The organism is Paeniclostridium hominis (genome assembly GCF_014306135.1).
Lineage (GTDB): Bacteria > Bacillota > Clostridia > Peptostreptococcales > Peptostreptococcaceae > Paraclostridium > Paraclostridium hominis.
Window position 1 is genome coordinate 995,526 of record NZ_JACRWD010000001.1, and the last position, 22,876, is coordinate 1,018,401.

At 26.2% G+C, this 22,876-nt stretch carries 23 protein-coding genes; 19 read left to right on the plus strand and 4 right to left on the minus strand.

What is annotated here, in order from left to right; translation table 11 throughout:
- The first annotated feature begins 4 nt into the window (after positions 1–4).
- The 11 genes from nrdF to H8891_RS04720 all read left to right on the plus strand — a co-directional run bounded on the left by nrdF (position 5) and on the right by H8891_RS04720 (position 10,500).
- Positions 5–976 (plus strand): class 1b ribonucleoside-diphosphate reductase subunit beta, encoded by a 972-nt coding sequence (gene nrdF, locus H8891_RS04670; protein ID WP_187005400.1) that lies wholly within the window; start codon positions 5–7, stop codon positions 974–976.
- A 160-nt stretch (positions 977–1,136) separates the two neighbouring features.
- Complete coding sequence (locus H8891_RS04675) at positions 1,137–2,039, plus strand: CPBP family intramembrane glutamic endopeptidase (protein WP_187005401.1); 903 nt, start codon at positions 1,137–1,139, stop codon at positions 2,037–2,039.
- 124 nt (positions 2,040–2,163) lie between these two features.
- A complete protein-coding gene (locus H8891_RS04680; RefSeq protein ID WP_187005402.1) occupies positions 2,164–2,676 on the plus strand; it encodes an AAA family ATPase in 513 nt (170 codons plus the stop codon).
- Between the two features lie 34 nt (positions 2,677–2,710).
- A complete protein-coding gene (locus H8891_RS04685) occupies positions 2,711–3,574 on the plus strand; it encodes a protein kinase family protein (RefSeq protein ID WP_187005403.1) in 864 nt (287 codons plus the stop codon).
- Positions 3,575–4,154: 580 nt separating this feature from the next.
- Entirely contained in the window at positions 4,155–5,174 is a 1,020-nt protein-coding gene (locus tag H8891_RS04690; protein ID WP_187005404.1) for a LacI family DNA-binding transcriptional regulator, read from the plus strand.
- Positions 5,171–6,079, plus strand: a complete 909-nt coding sequence (gene rbsK / locus H8891_RS04695; protein WP_187005405.1) for a ribokinase — start codon at positions 5,171–5,173, stop codon at positions 6,077–6,079. The genes H8891_RS04690 and rbsK overlap by 4 nt, the downstream gene beginning before the upstream one ends.
- Before the next feature lie 4 nt (positions 6,080–6,083).
- A complete protein-coding gene (gene rbsD, locus H8891_RS04700) occupies positions 6,084–6,479 on the plus strand; it encodes a D-ribose pyranase (RefSeq protein ID WP_147544531.1) in 396 nt (131 codons plus the stop codon).
- A 30-nt stretch (positions 6,480–6,509) separates the two neighbouring features.
- A complete protein-coding gene (gene rbsA, locus H8891_RS04705; RefSeq protein WP_187005406.1) occupies positions 6,510–8,000 on the plus strand; it encodes a ribose ABC transporter ATP-binding protein RbsA in 1,491 nt (496 codons plus the stop codon).
- Between the two features lie 2 nt (positions 8,001–8,002).
- Positions 8,003–8,974 (plus strand): ribose ABC transporter permease, encoded by a 972-nt coding sequence (gene rbsC, locus H8891_RS04710; protein ID WP_187005407.1) that lies wholly within the window; start codon positions 8,003–8,005, stop codon positions 8,972–8,974.
- A 15-nt stretch (positions 8,975–8,989) separates the two neighbouring features.
- On the plus strand, positions 8,990–9,883 hold the full coding sequence (gene rbsB, locus H8891_RS04715) for a ribose ABC transporter substrate-binding protein RbsB (protein WP_187005408.1): 894 nt from the start codon (positions 8,990–8,992) through the stop codon (positions 9,881–9,883).
- A gap of 110 nt (positions 9,884–9,993) precedes the next feature.
- Positions 9,994–10,500: a PaaI family thioesterase gene (locus H8891_RS04720; protein ID WP_187005409.1), complete on the plus strand. Its 507-nt coding sequence runs from the start codon at positions 9,994–9,996 to the stop codon at positions 10,498–10,500.
- Between the two features lie 71 nt (positions 10,501–10,571).
- Here H8891_RS04720 and H8891_RS04725 read toward each other — a convergent pair whose 3' ends face one another.
- Positions 10,572–11,393 (minus strand): nitroreductase family protein, encoded by an 822-nt coding sequence (locus tag H8891_RS04725; protein WP_187005410.1) that lies wholly within the window; start codon positions 11,391–11,393, stop codon positions 10,572–10,574.
- Positions 11,394–11,581: 188 nt separating this feature from the next.
- On the opposite strand from H8891_RS04725, the gene H8891_RS04730 reads away from it, so the two are divergent.
- The 3 genes from H8891_RS04730 (at position 11,582) to H8891_RS15445 (ending at position 13,903) form a co-directional block, all read left to right on the plus strand.
- Positions 11,582–12,484 carry a LysR family transcriptional regulator gene (locus H8891_RS04730; RefSeq protein WP_187005411.1) on the plus strand — a complete coding sequence of 301 codons (903 nt, stop codon included), beginning with the start codon at positions 11,582–11,584 and terminating at the stop codon, positions 12,482–12,484.
- Between the two features lie 207 nt (positions 12,485–12,691).
- Positions 12,692–13,636 carry an L-lactate dehydrogenase gene (locus H8891_RS04735; RefSeq protein ID WP_187005412.1) on the plus strand — a complete coding sequence of 315 codons (945 nt, stop codon included), beginning with the start codon at positions 12,692–12,694 and terminating at the stop codon, positions 13,634–13,636.
- A gap of 138 nt (positions 13,637–13,774) precedes the next feature.
- On the plus strand, positions 13,775–13,903 hold the full coding sequence (locus H8891_RS15445) for a hypothetical protein (protein WP_276510608.1): 129 nt from the start codon (positions 13,775–13,777) through the stop codon (positions 13,901–13,903).
- Positions 13,904–14,287: 384 nt separating this feature from the next.
- On the opposite strand, the gene H8891_RS04740 is transcribed toward H8891_RS15445, so the two are convergent.
- Entirely contained in the window at positions 14,288–15,115 is an 828-nt protein-coding gene (locus H8891_RS04740; protein ID WP_187005413.1) for an HAD-IIB family hydrolase, read from the minus strand.
- 207 nt (positions 15,116–15,322) lie between these two features.
- Here H8891_RS04740 and H8891_RS04745 point away from each other — a divergent pair, with 207 nt between their 5' ends.
- Positions 15,323–16,066 (plus strand): FtsZ/tubulin family protein, encoded by a 744-nt coding sequence (locus tag H8891_RS04745; RefSeq protein WP_187005414.1) that lies wholly within the window; start codon positions 15,323–15,325, stop codon positions 16,064–16,066.
- 58 nt (positions 16,067–16,124) lie between these two features.
- On the opposite strand, the gene H8891_RS04750 is transcribed toward H8891_RS04745, so the two are convergent.
- Positions 16,125–16,655, minus strand: a complete 531-nt coding sequence (locus H8891_RS04750; protein ID WP_187005415.1) for a hypothetical protein — start codon at positions 16,653–16,655, stop codon at positions 16,125–16,127.
- A gap of 74 nt (positions 16,656–16,729) precedes the next feature.
- A complete protein-coding gene (locus tag H8891_RS04755) occupies positions 16,730–17,551 on the minus strand; it encodes a sulfurtransferase (RefSeq protein ID WP_187005416.1) in 822 nt (273 codons plus the stop codon).
- A 178-nt stretch (positions 17,552–17,729) separates the two neighbouring features.
- On the opposite strand from H8891_RS04755, the gene H8891_RS15565 reads away from it, so the two are divergent.
- The 4 genes from H8891_RS15565 (at position 17,730) to H8891_RS15570 (ending at position 22,842) form a co-directional block, all read left to right on the plus strand.
- Positions 17,730–18,773: a UvrB/UvrC motif-containing protein gene (locus tag H8891_RS15565; RefSeq protein ID WP_187005417.1), complete on the plus strand. Its 1,044-nt coding sequence runs from the start codon at positions 17,730–17,732 to the stop codon at positions 18,771–18,773.
- 177 nt (positions 18,774–18,950) lie between these two features.
- A complete protein-coding gene (locus tag H8891_RS04765) occupies positions 18,951–20,192 on the plus strand; it encodes a peptidase U32 family protein (protein ID WP_187005418.1) in 1,242 nt (413 codons plus the stop codon).
- A 154-nt stretch (positions 20,193–20,346) separates the two neighbouring features.
- On the plus strand, positions 20,347–21,384 hold the full coding sequence (locus tag H8891_RS04770) for a YkvI family membrane protein (RefSeq protein WP_187005419.1): 1,038 nt from the start codon (positions 20,347–20,349) through the stop codon (positions 21,382–21,384).
- A gap of 141 nt (positions 21,385–21,525) precedes the next feature.
- Complete coding sequence (locus H8891_RS15570) at positions 21,526–22,842, plus strand: GHKL domain-containing protein (RefSeq protein WP_187005420.1); 1,317 nt, start codon at positions 21,526–21,528, stop codon at positions 22,840–22,842.
- Positions 22,843–22,876 lie beyond the last annotated feature (34 nt).

A 22,876-nucleotide genomic window follows, 5' to 3' on the forward strand; every position in this document is an offset into this window, starting at 1 on the left:
TAGTATGACATTTAATTTAAATAAAGTACACAAAGCTGTTAACTGGAACAAAGAAGATGATGGATTTACGCAAGCGTTTTGGGATCAAAATGTAAAACAATTTTGGCTACCAGAAGAAATATCAGTATCAAAAGATTTAAAAACCTGGAATGATTTAAAAGAAAGTGAAAAAGAACTATATAAAAAAGTACTAGCAGGACTTACACTGCTTGATACAAAGCAAGGAAATAACGGAGTTCCTTCAATGATGAGCTTAACTGATAATCTACAAAGAAAAGCAGTGTTATCTTTTATGGGAACTATGGAAGAAATACATGCGAAAAGTTATTCTTCTATATTTATGACATTATTGACTACAACTCAAATAGATGAATTATTTGATTGGATAGAAAGTGAGCCTACATTACAAAGAAAAGCAGATTTAGTATTAGCTCAATATGAAAATACAACAGACCAAAGAAGTTTATACTTATCAATGGTTACGAGTGTATTTTTAGAAAGCTTTTTATTTTACTCAGGATTTTTCTATCCACTATATCTAGCAGGACAAGGAAAAATGGTAGCTAGTGGAGAAATAATATCACTTATACTTAGAGATGAATCACTCCATGGTAAGTATATAGGTCTTTTAGCTCAAGAGATATATGATACATTTAATGAAGATGAAAAATTTAAATTAAAAGTTAAAATGTATGAAATATTTGAAGCTCTTATGGAAAATGAAATAAATTACACTAAAAAGATTTATGAAGGTAGTGGACTTATAGATGAAGTTATAAATTTCTTACAATATAATGCTAACAGAGCTTTAGAAAACCTAGGATTTGAGGATTATTATAAAGTAAGTGAGATTAACCCTATTGTATTAAATGGTCTAAGCACAGAAACTAAATCACATGATTTCTTTTCAACTAAAGGCAATGGATATCAAAAGGGTATATATGAAGAACTAGAAGATGAAGATTTTATAATATAGTATCTCGTATTTTGCGAGGTACTTTTTATTTATACTTAAATAGCAATCAATATATCATATATATTTTATAAAATTATATATATTGCAGGTAATATTTATATCTGTTATAGTTTATGCATAACATATGTTCCTAAATTAGAATCTATGGGGGGGATGGAATATGAAGAAAGTAAATATTTTTATTGTAATAACTTTTTTATTAACTTGGATTATGACTTTTGGGTTGATGTTTAATGGGGGATATCAAAATCCATATGCAAGAGTTATAATAACTGGGTGTATGTTTGTGCCTACTATAGGAGTTATAATAACTACATTAATAACTAAGGAAAAATTTAAAGAATTATGGATAAAACCTAATTTTAAAAAAAATATTAAGTACTATTTAATGGCATGGCTTTTACCTATTTTACTTATAGTATTTGGGGCTATAGTATACTTTATAATATTCCCTGCACATTTTGATGGTAATATGAGCAATATGATAAATAATACAAAAGCTCAATTAACAACTCTTGGTCAGGCTGTGCCTAGTGATAGTGAGATTAAATCTATGTTAATTTTCCAAATGGCATCTGGTATATTAATTGCTCCTATTGCAAATTTTATACCTTGTTTAGGAGAAGAACTTGGTTGGAGGGGTTATTTACTACCAAATTTTTTAGAAAGATATTCTCCAATTAAAGCAACTCTTATTAGTGGTATAATTTGGGGAATATGGCATGCTCCTATGATTGCTATGGGTCACAACTATGGACTTTCATATCCTACAGCTCCTTGGGGTGGAATATTGGCAATGATAATATTTTGTATATTTGTAGGTTCACTATTAGCATATTTAACTTTAGAAACTAAAAGTTGCATACCTGCAGCTATTGGGCATGCAATGGTAAATGGATTTGCAGGTATAGGTATGATGTTTAGTGCCATAAAAAATCCTAACTTATTTATAGGACCTATGCCTATAGGAATTATAGGCGGAATAGGAATTATAGTAGGTGGAATTATATGTTTTAAAATAATATCTAAAATGAATATTGCAAATGAAGAGTATAACTGTTAATTGTAAAAAAGGATTACCTAATTTTTAGGAGAATCCTTTTTTATTATAGATATTAATTTATAATAACTATGATAGCTTAAGTATTAAATTAAAAATAAGATATATAGATTAAAGGGGAGAATTAATGGAAAAGAAGTTAATCATTATAAATGGAGTTATGGGAGTTGGAAAAACTACCATAAGTAAAGCATTGTATAAAAAATTAGATAATTCATTTTGGTTAGATGGAGATAACTGCTGGATGATGAACCCATTTGAAGTTACAGATGAAAATAAATTTATGGTATTAGATAATATATCATACATACTAAATAATTTTATAAAAAATTCTAAATCTAAATATATTATATTTAACTGGGTGATACATACTGAGGATATAATGAAAGATATATTAAATAAAATAGATTCTTCTAGTGTTGATGTTTATAAAATAACTTTAATGTGCTCTAAAGAAAATCTTATAAATAGAATAAACAAAGATATTAAACTTGGTTTAAGATATGAGGATAATATAAAAAGAAGTTTAGATAGACTAGAATTATACAACAAGATGGATACTATAAAAATTGATACATCAAATAAGAGTATAGAGGATATAGTTGATGAAATTAAAGTTATATTAAGTATTAATAATTAATTAAGTATAGAGGATTGAAGTAAGGGGGAAATTAATGGTGAAAAATACTATTAAGTACGAATTAGATGGCGTTTGTTTTGAACTGAGAGAAGAATATGACTTTAATTGGTTAAAAAAATTTGGAACTGTATTTCGTGTATTCGACCAACAAGATTCTGGGAATATATGTTTTGGAGTAAAGCGAGGATCTGATAAACTTTTTATAAAATATGCTGGGGCTAAGACTTTAAATTATGATAGAGATATAAATACAGCTGTAGAAAATTTAAAAAGAACTAGCAATATTTATAAAGATCTTAAGTGCGATCAGTTAATAAAATTAAAAGAAAGCTTCGAAACAGATAATGGATATGGAGTAGTATTTGAATGGATAGAAGGAGAAAATTTACATGAACACTGGAACTTTGATAAATATCCAAAGTATACACATCCAAAATCAGCTTACTATAGATATAAAAAACTTCCAATAGATAAGCGAATTAAATCCATAAATGAAATATTTAAATTTCTTTTAAATGTTGAACAGTTAGGATATGTAGCAGTAGATTTATACGATGGAAGTATTATGTATGATTTTGATAATCATATAACTAAAATATGCGATATAGATCTTTTTAGGAAAAAACCAACTATAAATGATATAGGAAAAGATTTTTGGGGTTCAAAAAGATTTAAATCACCTGAAGAGTATATATTAAATTCACCAATCGATGAGAAAACTAATGTATTTAATTTAGGTGCTTTAATTTTTGGAATACTTGGAGATGATAAAGACCATTCATATGAAAAGTGGGAAGCTTCTAAAGAACTATACCATATAGTGGTTAAGGCAATAAATCCAAATAGAGAAGAACGATATAAATCTATTTCGGATTTTTACAGTTATTTTAAACTATAAAAAGAGGGCTATCTCTATTAGAGAATAGCTCTTTTTATATAGATGAAATCTTAAGATATGAAGTAGGTATTATATTTAAAAAGGCCCTAGAGGATTGTGGAGTATTTAAATATGATAAAGTTGGATTCGAAGCAAGAAGCATACATAGAAAGCTTCAAAAAATATATGGGAGTTCTGAAATAACTTTAAACAAAGAATATTTGGTATATGTTTTGAAATACAAATACATTCTATAGGTCATAATATGTTTTTTCTAGAAAAGTTTATATCAAAAAAAGATTACTCTAATTTAGGGTAATCTTTTTTTAAAATCCAATGAAAAGGAATATTTAAATGATAAGGTTAAAAGTATATCATAAAAAAATAATAAAATGAAAAAATATTAAGTAATCATCAAAAATATTGAAAATGCTATAGTAATAGCTGTTATTTTGTGTTGAATAATCTAGGAAAGTGATTTCAAAATGATATACAAATAAAAATATGTTGCATTAAATGGATATAGTATGGTATATTTATAAAAAAGGATAACCGGTAACCCTAAAAATAATACACTAAATAAACTTGGGAGAGGATTTAATTGGTAACTATAAAAGATATAGCAAATTTAGCAGGGGTATCAAAAACTACAGTATCAAAAGTATTAAATAATAAGGACCAAAAGATTAGTGAGAGTACAAGGCAAAAAATACTTAATATCGTAAGAGAAAATAACTATGTACCTAATAAAATGGCACAAAGCTTAGTAACAAAGAAAACTAAAACGATAGGGCTTATAATTCCGGATATCAGAAATCCATTTTTCACAGATATAGCAAGGGGAGCAGAAGATAAGGCTGTGAGGGAAGGTTACAATATAATACTTTGTAATACAGATGAAAACATAGAGAAAGAAACAAGAGCTTTTAACACATTAACAGAGAAGATGGTTGATGGAATTATATTTGCACCATCCTCTAAAACTGAAGTTAACTCAAATGAATATAAAATATCATCAAAACCAATTGTATTAGTTGATAAAGAGTTAAATATAGAAAATCTTAAAGGCGTAGTAAGTTTAGATAATGAAGAAGGAACTTACTTAGGAACAAAACACCTAGTAGGAATAAGCCATAAAGATATACTTTACTTAAGTGGACCATTAAAAAGTGAAATATCTATAAATAGATTAAAAGGATATAAAAAAGCTTTGAAGGAATCAAATATAAAATTCAATGAAGATCTTGTAATACAAGGAGAATATTCATTTGAATCGGGCTATGAAGTAGTTAAAAATCTAGATGAAATAAATTTTACTGCAATATGCGCAGCCAATGATTTAATAGCAATAGGAGCTATAAAAGCTTTAAAAGAAAGAGGTATAAAAATACCACAAGATATAAGCATAGTTGGATTTGATGATATTCAAACTGCGAATATAATTGAGCCGCAACTTACAACTATAAAACAAAATTCCTATGATATGGGATATGAGTCGGCAAGTATACTTATAAATAACTTAGAAAATAAAGAAATTAATAATATAGAAAAAATGATTTTTAAACCAGAACTTGTAATAAGAAGTTCAACATCTCAAAACTTTAGGGGAGGACGATTATGAAAAAGATATGTGTAATAGGTAGTTTAAATATGGACTTAGTAGTAAACGTAGAAAACATGCCTAAAAAAGGACAAACATTAATAGGAAGCGACTTTAAGGAAGTACCGGGTGGCAAAGGTGCAAATCAAGCAGTTGCAATGGCAAGACTTGGTGGAGATGTAACAATGATAGGTAAAGTTGGGACTGATAGTTTTGGACAAACTTTAATAGATGCACTTAAAAATAATAATGTTGATACAACTTATGTACATAAAGAAAATGGACCAACTGGTGTAGCTATGATAACTGTTGATAAAAATGCAGAAAATGCAATAGTTGTTGCACCAGGAGCAAACTTTAAAGTCAGCAAAAATGACATAGATAAAAATATAGAAGCTATAAAAGGAAGTGACATAGTAGTTGTTCAATTAGAAACACCACTTGATACTATAAAATATACATTAAAAAAAGCTAAGGAGTTTGGAAAATATACAATATTAAATCCAGCGCCTGCTGTTAAGTTAGAAGATTCTATAATAGAAAATGTAGATTTACTTACACCTAATGAAACAGAACTTGAAATATTAAGTGGAGTAAGTATAAACAATGAAGATGATATTTTAGATGCAGCTAAAACTATGATAGAAAAAGGGGTTAAAGAATTAATAGTAACTCTAGGGTCTAAAGGTAGTTTATATATAAATAAAGACAAATCAATGTTTAAAAAATCATACAAAGTAGAAGCTGTAGACACTACTGCAGCAGGAGATAGTTACACAGGTGCTTTAGCAGTAGCTTTTTCAAAGAATGAAGATATAGAAACAGCTATGGATTTTGCATCAAGAGTAGGTGCTTTATGTGTTACAAAAGAAGGCGCGCAAAGTTCTCTACCAACATTAGAAGAAGTTAATAAATTTAGGGGGTAAAGATATGAAAAAAGGAAAATTATTAAATAGCGAAATATCGGCAGTTATATCTCAAATGGGACATACAGACAGCTTAACTATTGGAGATTGTGGTTTACCTATACCTAAAGATGTCAAAAGAATAGATTTAGCTTTAAAGTATGGAGTTCCAACTTTCTTAGATACATTAGATACAGTACTTGAAGAACTATGTGTAGAAGAAATAATAATAGCAGTAGAAATAAAAGATGCTGCAAACGAGATGTATAAAGAAATATTAAATAGATTTGAAAATGTAAAAGTAACAATGGTAGAACATGAAGAGTTTAAGAAAATGACTAAAGACTCTCACGCAGTAATTAGAACAGGAGAATGCACTCCATATTCAAACATAATATTAAAATCAGGAGTTGTATTTTAGTAAAACTTTTAAATTCGGAAGGAGCACTATATGAAAAGTCCTATTTTGCAGATGAAAAATATAGTTAAAGAGTTCCCTGGAGTAAAAGCCCTAGATGGAGTTAATTTAGAACTTTATCAAGGAAAAGTAATGGCTCTTATGGGAGAAAATGGTGCAGGAAAATCAACACTTATGAAAGTTTTAAGTGGTGTATATAAAAAAGATGGTGGTCAAATCTACTATAATGGAGACTTAGAAGATATAAAAGGACCTAAAGATGCACAAGAAAAAGGTATAGCAATAATACATCAAGAGTTAAATTTAATACAAGATTTAACTATAGGTGAAAATATATTTTTAGGAAGAGAACCTAAAAAAGGATTCAAAATAGACTTTAAAAAGATTTATGAAGAATCTGATAAATATTTAAATAAATTAAATATAAAAACTAGTTCAAAAGAATTAGTTGGAAATTTAAGTTTAGGGCAACAGCAAATGGTAGAGATAGCAAAAGCTTTATCATTAGATGCAAAGATAATAATAATGGATGAACCAACAGATGCTCTTACAGATAAAGAGACAGAAAGTTTATTTAATGTAATAGAAGATTTAAAAAATGAAGGAAAAGCCATAGTGTATATATCACATAGATTAAAGGAAATTTTTGAAGTATGTGATTACATAACAGTTTTAAGAGATGGAAAATATGTGGGAAGTGAAGAAATATGCAATCTAGATGAAGATAAAATGATAGAAATGATGGTTGGAAGAAAACTTACAGATCAATTCCCAAGACATGAAGTTGAAAAAGGAAATGTAATTTTAGATGTTAAAAATATTTCTAATAAATATGTAGATAATATATCTTTTAATGTAAAAAGCGGAGAAATAGTAGGTATTGCAGGGCTTATGGGAGCGGGAAGAACTGAACTTGCAAAAACTATATACGGACACATAAAAAAAGAAAATGGAAAAGTCATTGTTAATGGAAAAGAAGTTAATAATAAGTCAGCCAAAGATGGACTTAAAAATAAGATAGCATATGTATCTGAAGATAGAAAGGGCGATGGATTAATTCTTTCATTATCAGTTAGAGAAAATATGACTATATCATCATTAGATAGCTTATCTAGTTTATTTAAATTAAATAAGGCTAAAGAAAATACTCAAGTTAAAGATTATATAAAGAAAATGAATATAAAAACTCCAAGTGAAGAACAAATCATTAAAAATTTAAGTGGGGGAAATCAGCAAAAAGTTGCAATAGCGAAAGCTCTTATGACTGATCCTGATGTACTTATACTTGACGAACCAACTCGTGGAGTTGACGTTGGTGCAAAAAAAGAAATATACGATCTTATAAATAAATTTAAAAGCCAAGGTAAGGCAGTAATAATGATATCTTCTGAAATGCCAGAAATACTTGGTTTAAGTGATAGAATACTAGTTTTAAGTCAAGGCAGATTAACTGGAGAATTAGATATCAAAGATGCAACTCAAGAGAGTATATTAAAATATGCAGTTAAAGTGAAGGAGGCTTAAATATGGAAGCTAAAATAAGTCAAAATAAAAATAAACAATTAGATTTAAAGAGTTTATTAATAAAGTATAAGTCGTTAGTAGGATTATTATTATTAATAGTTGTAGTTTCGATTCTTAGTCCATCGTTTTTAAGTACTAGAAACATATTAAACATACTTAGACAAACATCAGTTAATGCTATAATAGCAGCCGGTATGACATTTGTAATATTAACAGGAGGAATAGATCTTTCTGTTGGATCAGTCCTTGCTCTTAGTGGAGCTTTTGCAGCATCGCTTTTAGCATCAGGGCAAAGCATTATAGTAGCAGTAATTGCAGCTATAGTAGTTGGAGCAGTAGTTGGATTTTTAAATGGATTTATAATTGCTAAAGGAAAGTTACAGCCATTCATAGCAACTCTTGCAACAATGACAATACTTAGAGGTATAACTTTAGTTTTTACAGATGGAAAGCCGATAACTTTAGGAAGTAATGCATTAGCAATGGCATTTGGTAAAATAGGTGGAGGAACAATATTAGAGGTACCATCGCCAGTAATTATAACAATAGTAGTATTTATAACATGTTATTATATTTTAAACCACACTAAAATGGGTAGATATACATACGCACTAGGTGGAAATGAAGAAGCAACTAAGTTATCAGGACTTAATACAGATAGAATAAAAATATGGGTATACACTATAAGTGGTATATTATCAGTTGTAGCAGGTATAATAATAACTTCTAGATTATACTCAGCTCAACCTACTGCAGGTACAGGATATGAGCTTGATGCAATAGCAGCAGTAGTACTTGGAGGAACGAAGCTTACAGGTGGAAAAGGTAAGATAAGTGGAACAATAATAGGTGCTCTTATAATAGGGGTACTAAGTAATGCTCTTAATATATTAGATGTATCATCGTACTATCAAATGATGGTTAAAGGTATAGTTATACTAATTGCTGTATTATTAGACAGAAAAAGTAACTAAGAAAGGAAGATAATAATGAAAAAATTTCTTTCAATAATAATGACTATAGTCTTATCAAGTTTCATGCTAGTAGGATGTAGTCAAAAAGATAATAATACAAAGAAAATAGGGCTTATAGTATCAACATTAAATAATCCCTTCTTTGTTGATTTGAAAAAAGGTGTTGAAAAAGAAGCAAAAAAACTAGGTTATGAGGTTGTAGTACTAGATTCTCAAAACGATCCAGCAAAAGAAGTATCTAATATGGAAGATATAAGTGTAAAAGGTGTATCTATAGTTTTATTAAACCCTGTTGATTCAGACTCAGCAGTGGCGTCAGTAATGATAGCTAACAACTCAGATATTCCAGTCATGACTGTAGACAGAGTTGCAAATGGTGGAAATGTAGTATCTCATATAGCTTCTGATAATATAGCTGGTGGTGACATGGCAGCAAAATTCTTAATAGACAAATTAGGAAATAAAGGTAATATAGTGGAACTTGAAGGAATAGCAGGTTCATCAGCAACAAGAGATAGAGGTAAGGGATTTGAAGATGGTGTAAAAGGTAGTAACTTAGATATAATAGCCAAACAATCAGCAGATTTTGATAGAACAAAAGGTCTTAGTGTTATGGAAAATATTATACAATCTAAGGGGGATATAAATGCTGTATTTGCCCAAAATGATGAAATGGCTTTAGGTGCATCAAAGGCACTTGCAGATGCGAATATGAAAGATGTACTAGTAGTAGGATTTGATGCAACGGATGATGCTGTTGATGCAGTTAAGAAAGGTACTATGGCAGCAACTGTAGCTCAACAACCGATACTTATAGGAGAAACAGCGGTAAAGATAGCTAATCAATATTTAAAAGGTGAAAAAGTAGATAAATTTATTCCAGTTGAATTACAGTTAGTTACTAAATAAACAAATGGCTAAGGTGAGTTATCATAACCTTAGCCATTTTAAATTACATTCATATTTTTGTTATGATATAATACTTAGGGAATTAGTAGTACAAGATTGGAGGTAACACTATGAAATACAAAGTGTTAAAAAAGCAAAATATCAGCAGTAATTGCTTAGTTTGTGGGATTGAAAATGATTTGGGATTAAAAGCAAATTTTTACGAACTAGAAAATAACGAATTAGTAGCTATATGTGATACTAAAGAGTGGCATCAAAGTTACCCAGGAAGAATGCATGGAGGTATGTCTGCTGCTATATTAGATGAAACTATAGGTAGAGCTATAAGTTTATCAAATGATGAAATTTGGGGTGTTACTGTATCTTTAGATATAAAGTATAAAAAGCCTGTGCCAACAGACTGTACTATAAAAGTAGTAGGAAGAATAATAAAAGAAAATAGAAAGTTATTTGAAGGAACGGGAGAAATTATATTGCCAAATGGAGAAATAGCAGTAACTGCTACTGGTAAGTATATGAAAATGCCAGTAAATAAAATTATAGAAAATGAAAATCTTCTTGAAAAAGAATGGATATCAGTTAAAGATGAAGAAGAACTAAATTACATAGAATTATAATTAAATTAAATAAAAGCAATATAAAATTTTTTTAGAGTAAGATTTTTATATTGCTTTTATTTTTACAAAATCTATTTCCAAGATATAACTGCATCTTTTCTAGGAGCAGTTCTTTGATATTTTACATTAGGATATCCGATTACCATACAAGTAACTATATGTTGATTTTCATTAAGACTTAAAAAGTCCATAATTTGTTTGTTTTTATCAGCTGCTCTTATAAAGAATCCACTAAAGAACGTACCAAGACCTAGTGCATTAGTCATAAGCTCCATATTTGAAGAAGCAAGTGATGCATTTACCGGAGAATCAGATACCACAAGTATTACAGCAGGAGCATTAAAAAATAATCCATCTATGCCCTTAGGGTCAGTTTTGTAAGATTCGTACATATTAATCCACATTTTAGCATATTTTTCATATGGAATAGTTTGTGGATTTAAATTATCTAGCAACTTTTTACCTAATTCATTTAAGCTTTCTAAAGTCATTTTTTTTAACTTATCTATATTATCTTTTACTACTATATAAGATACATTTTGAGCGTTAGTAGATGTTTGAGTAAATCTTCCAGCTTCTATAATTTTTTCAATCTTTTCATTTTCAACATCTTTTTTCTTAAAGTGTCTTACACTTCTTCTAAACTTTATAAAATTAAGTAAGTTATCAGCATCTATAGAAAAATCAGTTTTATTATACTCTAAAATTTCATCCATATTATAATCATCTGTTGATACTGCTTTTTTAGGACATATAGAAATGCAGTGGCCACATTTAAAACAGTTTACATTATTAATTTGAGCTTTGCCATCTACAAGTTCTATATCTTTTACTATACAATCATTAACACATAAACTACAACCTATACAAAGGTCTTTATCAACTTTCATCATAAATTAAACCCTCCCAAATTACTTATATATTTTGACATATCAATAAATAAAATTTATACTTCATTTATATAATAAAATTATATATTTAATGAGATTATAGCACCTATATATCATATATGTCTAATTCAAATTATTTATATAAATATAACTTTTAGTTATAGGTTTGAAAATTAGAATAAGGAGGAAAAATGAATTTACAGCAATTAGAGTATTTTAAAATTATAGCTGAAACAGAGAACTTTACAACATCAGCTAAACTTTTATCAATAACTCAACCAGCATTAAGCAAAGCAATATCCAAATTAGAAGATGAGTTAAAAGTTCCCTTATTTGAGAAAAAAGGTAGAAATATAAAACTTACACGTTTTGGGAAAATATTTTTAATTTATGCAAATAGAGCTTTAACAGAAATTGATAAAGGTATTAATGAATTAAAAGAAATGATTAGTGAGGATAGAGGAACTATATCTATATCATCTACGCCTAGGATAGGCGTTTATTTTATGAATTTTTTTATAAGTAATTTTTTAAATAATAATCCTGATACTAAATTTCAATTTAACCAACAATCTGTAGATAGTATAGTAGAAAATTTAAAAATTGGGAAAATAGATATAGGATTTTATGATAGTGAATATAAAATTGATGATAATTACGATATAGAGTCTATTCCAATAAAGAAACAAGAATATGTTTTAATTGTACCTAAAAATCATATTTTTTCAAATAGAGAAGAAATTTCTTTAAAAGAATTGAAAGATGAATACTTTATAGCATTTTGTGAAAATAGTAAAGACCGATTGATATCATATAGTGAACTTTTAGGTTATACTCCTAAGATAGCTATTCAGCCTGATGGAGCAAATATAGGAAGTGTAGTTGAAGGATTAGTATCTGCGGGTGCTGGAATTTCTATAGTTCCAAATACGCCAATGATTAATACAAATGCATTGTCCAAAATAAAAATTAAGGAAAATATAAAAGAGAGAGTTATATATATGGCATATTCTAAAAATTCTTACATGTCACCTATTGCAAAGAAATTTAAAGATTATATAATACAATCAAACAATATAGAAATGAATTATTAAAAGTTTTTATATTAAAGTTTATAATAGTTATTTTGTAATTTTTATTAAAAAATAAAATTAAATTCAAAAAATAAGTTTAATTTAATGACTCTATGGGAATAATTGTATATAATAAAAATCTGGATTAAAATTTAATAAATACTAAAGTGTTATTAAATAGAAAAAATAGGACAAAATAATGATATAAACATTTGGAGGAAAAGATATATGAAAAATAAGGTAGTAATAGTCGGTACAGGAATGGTTGGAATGAGTTATGCTTATTCTATGGTAAATCAAGGAACTTGTGAAGAATTAGTTTTAATTGATATAGATAAAGACAAAGCTAAAGGAGAAGCTATGGATTTAAATCATGGTCTAAACTTTGGCAAAAGAAAAATGAAAATATATGCAGGTGATTACAAAGATTGTAGTGATGCATATATTATATGTATAACAGCTGGTGCTATACAAGCTGAAGGAGAAACTAGACTAGATTTATTAAATAAAAATACAAAAATAATGAAAAATATAATAGATAATATAAAAGCATCTGGATTTAATGGTATATTGTTAATAGCTACAAATCCAGTAGATATAATGACTTATATAGCTGCCAAACTTTCTGGATATGATAAACATAAAGTAATTGGATCTGGTACAACTCTAGATTCATCAAGACTTAGATATACTTTAAGTGAAAAATTAGATGTTAATCCTAAAAATGTACATGCTTATGTTATGGGAGAACATGGAGATTCTCAATTTGTAGCATGGAGTTATGCATTACAAGGGGTTCAACCTATCTATCAAATGGCCTCTAGAAAAGATAGTAAAATAACATTTGATGATTTAGAAAAAATAGAAGATGAAGTTAAAAATGTAGCTTATGAAATAATTAAGTGTAAAAAATCTACTTACTATGGTATAGGAATGGCTTTAACTGCTATAACTAAAGCTATACTTGAAAATGAAAATAGCATACTTACAGTATCATCTTATTTAAATGGAGAATACGGACATAATGATGTATATATAGCAGCACCTAGTGTAGTTAACAAAGATGGAGTAAGAGAAGTAATACAATTACCATTAGAAAAAGAAGAAAAAGAAAAATTTGATAAATCTATAAAAGTTATGAAAGAAAATATAGAAAAGATTGAATTACAATAATTAATATATTTAATACAATAAAAAGCAAGAAAAAGAGTATGTAGTTGCATACTCTTTTTTATTTATTATTAAAATTTAAAAAATAAAAATTTCAAAAATGTGGAATTTTTATTTTAATATGCATATATTAAATATATAGTGAAAGATATAAAAGATAAATTGCAAATAATAAGGAGGATAAAAATGAGAGAAATGACTAGTTTAGTGTATTTTGAATATGAAGAAGAATTAATTTATGATTATTCACCAGATTATAAATTAGATTAGATGAATTAATTAATAATTTAAAAATCAAATTTAAAAGTTTGATGATTAATCATATAATTAAATTTCAATAATAATATAAATATGAACTATAAACATAAAAAATATTTATATTATTATTATCAAGTTTATAGTAAATATGATGAAATTTAATTAATAAATTTCAAAATGAAAAATTATAAGGAGATAGTAAATATGGAAAATTATATAGTTGTGGAATATTTTGGGTATGAAATGGACTTGGATTACGATTATTCACCAGACTATGAAGTATAATGATTTTAAAATCTATAAAAGGTAGGTAGTAGGAGGATAAAAGGTGTACACCGAAAATTTAAACACATAAAAGGAGCTATTTAATAATTATTAATAGCTCCTTTTAAATTATTAACTCAGTATATCATCTATGCAATAATGAAATGAATCTATAACTTTATTGGCTTTTTTTTGTAAAGTTTTTTCAGCATAAGTAAAAGTATATGAATTATCATATCTTTCAAACATGCTTAAATCATTCCAAGAATCGCCTATTACATACACATTATTATCGGCTAGATTAAAATTTTTACATACTTTTTCTATACCTGTAGCTTTAGAACAGCCTTTAAATACTACATCTACAAAGTATTTGTTTCTATAAGCTGTTATATACTCGCCAAATTCATCATTTAAATGATTTTTTAAATTTTCAGCTTTTTCAACATTATCATTTAAAGAATATATACTCATAATATTGATATTTAAATCATTATCTTTCAAATGATTTAAATTTAAAAGTTCTAAGTTGGATGATTTATTAATAAGCATTTTATAAATTTTTTTTAAGCTGTTTAAATTAAATAAATTTCTAGCTTTTAAAATATTTTTACTTTTAATTAAATAACTTTTATATCCATCAAGTACAGAAAGTGTAAAATTATTAGTGCTTAATACATACTTAGAAATTTTATATACAATATCAGAGTCTATCTTAAAATCTTCTATAATATTTAAACTTTTATCTAATATAAATGCACCATTACACAACACGTATGCATCTACATCTAATTTATATTCATTTATAATACTATCTAATTCACACAATGCCCTTCCAGTAGATAATATAAATAAATTTCCGTCATTTTTAAATCTATCTATATTTTCTATACTTTTATGATGGATTTTCCTATTTAAAAGAAGTGTACCATCAATATCTGATGCTAGTAGTTTACTCATTATTACCCCCTAATAAATCCTTAATAAGTTAAAATAAAAATACATATTACATTATACTACAAAAGTTTTGAAAATGCTTACATAAAAATCAATACTTTACTACAAACTATTATTTTAGTAATATATTACTAGAAAATTATAGTAGATTAATATATATAAATGTTTATAATAAATACTATATTAATAAATAATTTAAGGAGTAAGACTATGAATTTTAATAATAAATTTGCAAAAATAATAGGTGTAAGTGAAGATGGTATAAAAAACTTAGAATACATAACAAATTATAAAAATAATAATGAAATATTATCTACAGAAAAAATATCTATAAACCAAGATATAGATAAAGATTATGCAGCTAAAATTTTAGATGAAGTAGAAATTTTATTTATAACATATAATTCAAAAGAACAAAGAACTTGTGATATAGTAAAAGCTGTAAACTACATGGCAAAGGAAAGAAGAATAGTATCTATAGGTATTGATGTTAATCAAGACAAGAAAAAAGTTGAGTTTGATTTTAATGCTGAATTTATAATGACTGATGAAAATAGAAACTTAATATGTGAACTAATAGATATGATGGTTGAATCTGTTTCAGAAGAGTGTACTATAAATATAGACTTAACAGATTTAAAAGAAATATTATCTAAAGAAAAAGGATTAGCTCATGGATTTATTGAAAGTGATAAATCAGTAAATAAAGAAGAATTAGTTGAAATGTTATTTGATAGTATATTAAAAACAGATGAAGATTTAACTAAGAAAAAAGGTATAGTGTTTATAAGCCTTGGAAATGAATACTGTGAGATAGAAGAAGTATTACACATGTTAAATGAAATGTTAGAAAATATACAAGGTAAGATAGATAATAAATGTGATTTAATATTTACACTAGCTTTAAACGAAAACTTAAAAGATAAAATAAGAATGGGTATCTTATATAACTAATATTAAATAAAAAAGCTGTCTAAATTTAGACAGCCTTTTTTTAATTTTAATTTATATATTATCTAAAGTCAGCTATATTATTTTCTATACTCATAAATTGAAGTATGCTATGTAAAGGAAGTTTTTTACTTTCTATCCCCATACCAAATTGTTCAAAAGCATATTTAGCATTTTCACCGTAAGTTTTTAATATACCATCTTCTAACTCTTCTAAATGTTTATGTATGTAAGATTTTATATCGTCTATAGTTTTTAAAGCTTCTATTTCTTCTCCACGTAAAACATGTTTAAATATTTCAAATCCTTCACCCTTAGATCCCCAGATAAATATTCTAAAAGTAACTAAAGAACTTTCTATATATATTCCACAGCTTATAGAGTTCATATGATTTATATCACTATATAAATGTTGGTTAAAATCAACAAACCCACTAGGTGCAACTTCGTGAACTTTAGCATCACTATATTCTAAATCACTTTTAGTTAAATTATCGTGTAAATCTGAATACCCTAAGCTATTTAACAATACATCAGCAAATTTAGTAGGGTGTATAAATACTTTATCACTAGTTAAAAATTCTCTTTTCATGACTTGCTCCTTTATTGTTGTAAATTTACTATGTTATTTTAACATATTAATATAATATTTCAAAATTAAAATTATTAACTTTGAACTATATTATTATCATAACTAATCCAATCGCTTATGCTACCAACATAAGTTTTAACATTATATGAAAGTTCATCAAGTAAAGCATAGTTTATACAAGCTTCAATACAAGAACCACAGTAAGTTATTATTTCTTTGTTTCTTAAGTTATTAAAATTAGCATCAACTTCACTTAAATCTTTTACGTATCCAAAATTATCTATATTTTTATGCCAAGGTATATTAATGGCTCCAGGTATATGTCCAGGTTTTGAATAAAGAGGTTCAACTTTACCTGTATATCTATCGTTATCTCTAGAGTCTATTAATACTACATTGTTATTTTCAATAGAATTTTTTATATAATTCATATCACAAACCATAGTAGTATTTAAATTTTCTTTAAATGTAGAATTACCACGAGGTAGTGGAATTTTGCTAGTGGTAGGAAGTTTATTAGATTTCCAAGCATTAAAACCTCCATTTAATATATATACATTTTTATAACCCATATACTTTAACTGAAGAAATGTACGAGGAGAGCTATATATCATTGTGTCATAAATAACTATAGTAGAATTCATTTCTATACCAATGCTAGTTAATTTTTTAGATAAATCATATATATTAGCTAAAGGTCTAGCACCTCCATGAACACTTTGTTTTCCACAAATATCTTTATTGATATCTAAGTAAAAAGCATTAGGTATATGTTCCTTTTTATAGTACTCATATCCAGCATTTTTATTAAATAAATCAAATCTACAATCTAATATAAATAAGTTAGTAGTATCACTAAAATTTGTTATAAAAGAACAGTCTACAAAGTTTTTCATATGCACACCTCCAAAAAATTATATATATTTATAATACCACGTATTTAAGAAATTTTAATTATTAAGTTTAAATAAAGATATAGTTTAAAATATCACCTAGTAGAGATAAAGTGTTGTGTAAATTAATTAAAATAATATGGTATTATAAATAATATACACTCAAAAAGTAGGTGACAAAGTGAAACTAAATGAAAAAGTAAAAAAATTACCAGAGACATCTGGTGTATACCTTATGAAGGATAAAGATGGAAATGTTATATATATAGGTAAATCAAAATGTTTAAAAAATAGAGTATCACAATATTTTACACCATCTTATGCACCATCTAAAAAAATAACTAAGATGATTAGTTTTATAAATGATATAGAAATAATTACAACAGATACAGAGTTAGATGCATTAATTTTAGAATGTAGATTAATAAAAATGATTAAACCCATGTATAATACTCTTATGAATAATGATAAAAGATATGCATATATAAAAGTTAATATAGATAAAGAATATCCAGATATAGAATGTACATTACAAAAAACTGATGATAATTTATATTTTGGACCATATACATCAGTATCTAAATTAGAAGAGATAGTAAATATTCTTAGAAAGTATTTTAAAATCAGAAGCTGTAACAGATATATGAAACAAAAAGGGTGTATAAATTATGACTTAGGATTTTGTATAGCGCCCTGTAAATTTAACGATAAGAAAAGCTATAATTTTTTTATTGAAAAACTTATAAATACATTAAATGGGAAAGATTATAGTATAATCAATGATTTAAACAAAGAAATGCAAGAAGCAACTAAAGCTTTAAATTTTGAAAAAGCAATTAAATATAGAAATGATATAGAATCTATTAAAACAATAATTTACAAAAGTGAAGCAATAAATTATATAAAAGAAAATAAAGCCATATTAGCCAAAGTTAATATAGATAGTTTTAAAAGTAAACTTTATATATTAAATGGGATAGAAGTATTTTATTCAAAGTTAGTAAAAAATGAAAAATTAAAAGATAATAATTTAAAAAATGAGCTTTCAAAGCATATAAATAAAAGTTTAAATAATAATAAAAAAATATATAAAAACTATATAAAAAAAGAAAAATTAGATATGTCTAATATAATATACTCTTATTTGAATTACAGTAAAGATTGTAATTACATAAAAATAGATAAATTAAATGTAGATTATTGTATCAAAGTTATTTGTAGATAAATATATAGATGTAAAAAAATAAATCTAAACTAGATTTTATTTATACACTTTGATATAATAAAATAGTTTTAGTATATAATATAAATTATTAATAAACAGACGACAGCCCTCTTTTAAATAATTAAAAATTTTTAAGGAGGGTATTTTAGATAAAAATATCTTAATAAAGGAGACGCTATGCAAAATATAGAATTATTAGCACCAGCAGGTGATTTAGAAAGATTAAAAACAGCTTTTGTATATGGAGCGGATGCAGTATATATAGGTGGAGAAATATTTGGTATGAGATCTGCTGCTAAAAACTTCAATAAAGAAGATATGGCAGAAGGTGTAAGATTTGCACATGAAAGAGGAAAAAGGGTGTTTGTTACTGTAAATATAATACCTAGAAATGAAGAATTTGAACAATTAGAAGCTTACTTAAAAGAATTAGATGAAATAGGCGTAGATGCAGTTATAGTAAGTGATCCAGGTGTATTTAGTGTAGTAAAAAGAGTTATACCAAATATGGAAATACATATAAGTACGCAAGCTAGTACAAGTAACTCAATAGCTTCAGGATTTTGGTATAATCAAGGAGCTAAAAGAGTTGTTATGGCAAGAGAGCTTTCATTTAAAGAAATTAAAGAGATAAGAGATAATAATCCAGCAGATATGGATATAGAAGCTTTCATACATGGAGCTATGTGTATGTCGTACTCAGGAAAGTGTGTAATAAGTAATTACACTACAGGTAGAGATGCAAATAGAGGAGCATGTGCACAATCTTGCAGATGGAAATATACTTTAGTTGAAGAACAAGATAACGGAGAATATAAAAAAGTATTAGATGATGTAGATGCAGAATTTTTCTTTAACACTAAAGACATGTGTATGATAGAATATATACCAGAAATTATAGAAAGTGGTATAAATAGTTTTAAGATAGAAGGAAGAATGAAAACTGCATACTATGTAGCAACTACAGTTAGAGCTTATAGAATGGCAATAGATGAATATTTAAAAGACCCTGAAAACTGGAAGTTTAATCCTATGTGGCTAGAAGAACTTAAAAAAGGAAGTCACAGACACTTTAGTACAGGATTCTTCTTAGACAAAACAAGTACAAAGGATCAAAACTACGAATCAGCATCATATGTTAGAAATTATGATTTTATCGGAGTAGTTAGAGGGCATGATGAAAAAACTGGATTACCAATAGTGGAACAAAGAAATAGAATGTTTGTAGGAGATAAGATAGAAATAATAGGACCAGGAAAAGAAACAGTACATGCTACTATATTAGAAATGTACAATGAAGAAGGAGAAAGTATCGAATCAGCTCCTCATGCTAAGCAAATAGTTAAAATGAAGTTAGATGTAGAAGTAGAAGAATATTATATGTTAAGAAAACCAATAACTTCTATAAATACCTTATAATAAAAACAAAACCAGAAGCTATATAATAGCTTCTGGTTTTGTTTTTATATATTTAAATAATAAGTAATATAAGTCTTAATCCGTTTATATATTAATAATGAAACATTATATATTTAGTATTAGTATATAGGAGGGGATTAATATAGTTAAAAATATGAAAGAAATTGTTATGTTGGCAGGAGCATATATATCAGTTTGTATAGGCTCAGGGTTTGCAACAGGACAAGAAATATTACAATTTTTCTCAGCACAAGGTAGTAAAAGTATATTAGCTGGAATTATATGTATGGTTCTTATGATGTATTGTGGTGCTAGATTATTTGAAATAGGAAAAAACATTCAATTAAAGTATAGTAATGACATCTTTACATATTTATTTGGAGATTTTATGGGAAGTATATTTAAAATAATTATACCTGTATTTTCTTTATGTAGTTTTATTGTTATGATATCAGGAGCAGGAGCAACTATTAATCAATATTATGGAATAAATAAAACTATAGGTGGAATCATATTAGCAATAATAACAATGATATCGGTTATTATGGGAATGAATAAGGTTCTAGATATATTAGGAAATTTAGGGCCTATAATATCTATTATTGCTATAGGGGTAAGTATAGTTTATATTACTAAAAATTATCAAAATTTAAGTAATATAGATTATACAATAAATAATCTAGGTATTGTAAAAGCAATTGACAATTGGCCTATATCTGCAATAGTATATAGTGGACTTAATATAATATTTGCAACACCTTTTTTAGTTGGAGCAGGTAAAACTGCAAAAAATATAAAAAATTGCAAAAGTGCAGGTATAATAGGAGGATTTATACTTATATTATCTGCAATGTTTATAAATATAGCTATTTTAGCTGATATACAAAATGTACATATGCAAGAAATACCAACTTTATATATGTCAAAACAAATATCACCATTAATAGGTAATATATTTTCATTAATACTCATAGGTGGAATATATACAACAGCAGCACCTTTACTGTGGAGTGTATGTAATAGCTGTTATGAAGAAAAGTCCAAAAAATTCAATATAATGGCTATAATATGTACTATATTAGGCATATTTGGAGGGATGCTTCCATTTTCTTACTTAGTTAAGTTTATGTATCCTATATCAGGATCTGTAGGAGTTTTAATTATATTAGCTTTAATAAAAAAAAGAAGATAATAAATCTTCTTTTTTTATTAAAAGATATATATACACTAATACACAAACACAGGTTAAATCTAATAAAATCAAAATATATAATATTTTGTTATAATATAGAAGTATTAATTAAAATATGCTAATATTAAAATTGGGGAAGGGGTGAAGGCGATAAATATAGCAGATTTTTTTTTAATAAACATACCTGAAGCTTTAGTAATATTTTCATCTCTTAGCGTAATTGTTGAAAAAGAGATAAGAAAAAAAGATATAATTTATATGGCTTTAATATACTCAGTAATATGTTTTATATTAAAAAATAATTTTCCAGTGGGGTTAAATAATATTTTTATGAGTATTTCAATAGCTATCATAATATATTTATATTCTAAGGTAAACCTTGCAAGATGTTGTATTGCAACAATTATAACTTTATCTACAATACTTTTTTTTGAAATGTTATCAATCGTTTTCATAAGTTTTATAGGAATTAATTTAGAGAGTGTATTAGAAAATCAAATATTAAAAATATTGGTTTATTATATACCTATATCAGTAATGTTTATAGTAATCCGATTACTTAAGTATAAAAAATTTATTAAAAAAGTAGATAATAGTAGTAAAATGTACATAAATAAACAAATAGAAAGTATGATACTTTACATAAGTGCATTAATAATGATTATTATGGGTATTGTTGTATTACTTGTTTACAATAATAAAAGTTTAGTTTATAGTACAGAACGTTTTTTAATTTTATTTTTAACTTTTTCATTTATACTAATACTAATAGGACTAATATTAATATTAATAAATTATAATAAAAGAAAAGTATTAGATGAAGTAGAAAGAAATTTAATAGAAAACAATTTAAAACAAATGAAAGATACAGTAGATGTTTTAAGACTTCAACGACATGATTATATGAATCATTTACAAGTTATATTATTGCAAATATCAAATGGGAAAAATGAAGATGCTAGAAATTACATACTCGGAATATCTAATGATGATAGTAGTGGAATTACTTATTTCAGTACAGGAAATTCGTATATAGATGCTATATTAAATACTAAAAAAAGAAGAGCGCTTAAATATGATATACAACTGACAGCATGTATAGATAGTTTATTAGAAGATATAGAACTATCAGATTCGGAGATTAGTTCTATACTTTTAAATATAATTGATAATGCAATAGATGAACTTAAAAAACACAATAAAGATTATAAGTACATACATATTGATGTATATAAAGAAGAATATTACCATAATATATCAATTAAAAACAATGGAAGTATAATTAAAGATAAGAAAAAAATATTTGAACTAGGATATTCCTCAAAAGGAATAAATAGAGGGTATGGATTATATGCTATTAAAAAATTGTTAGAATCATACAATTGTAGTATAGATGTATATAGTGATGATATGGAAACAGAATTTAATATACAAGTACCAATAACAGTAAACTCATAAGTTATATAGGATATATCTTTACAGATGTATCCTT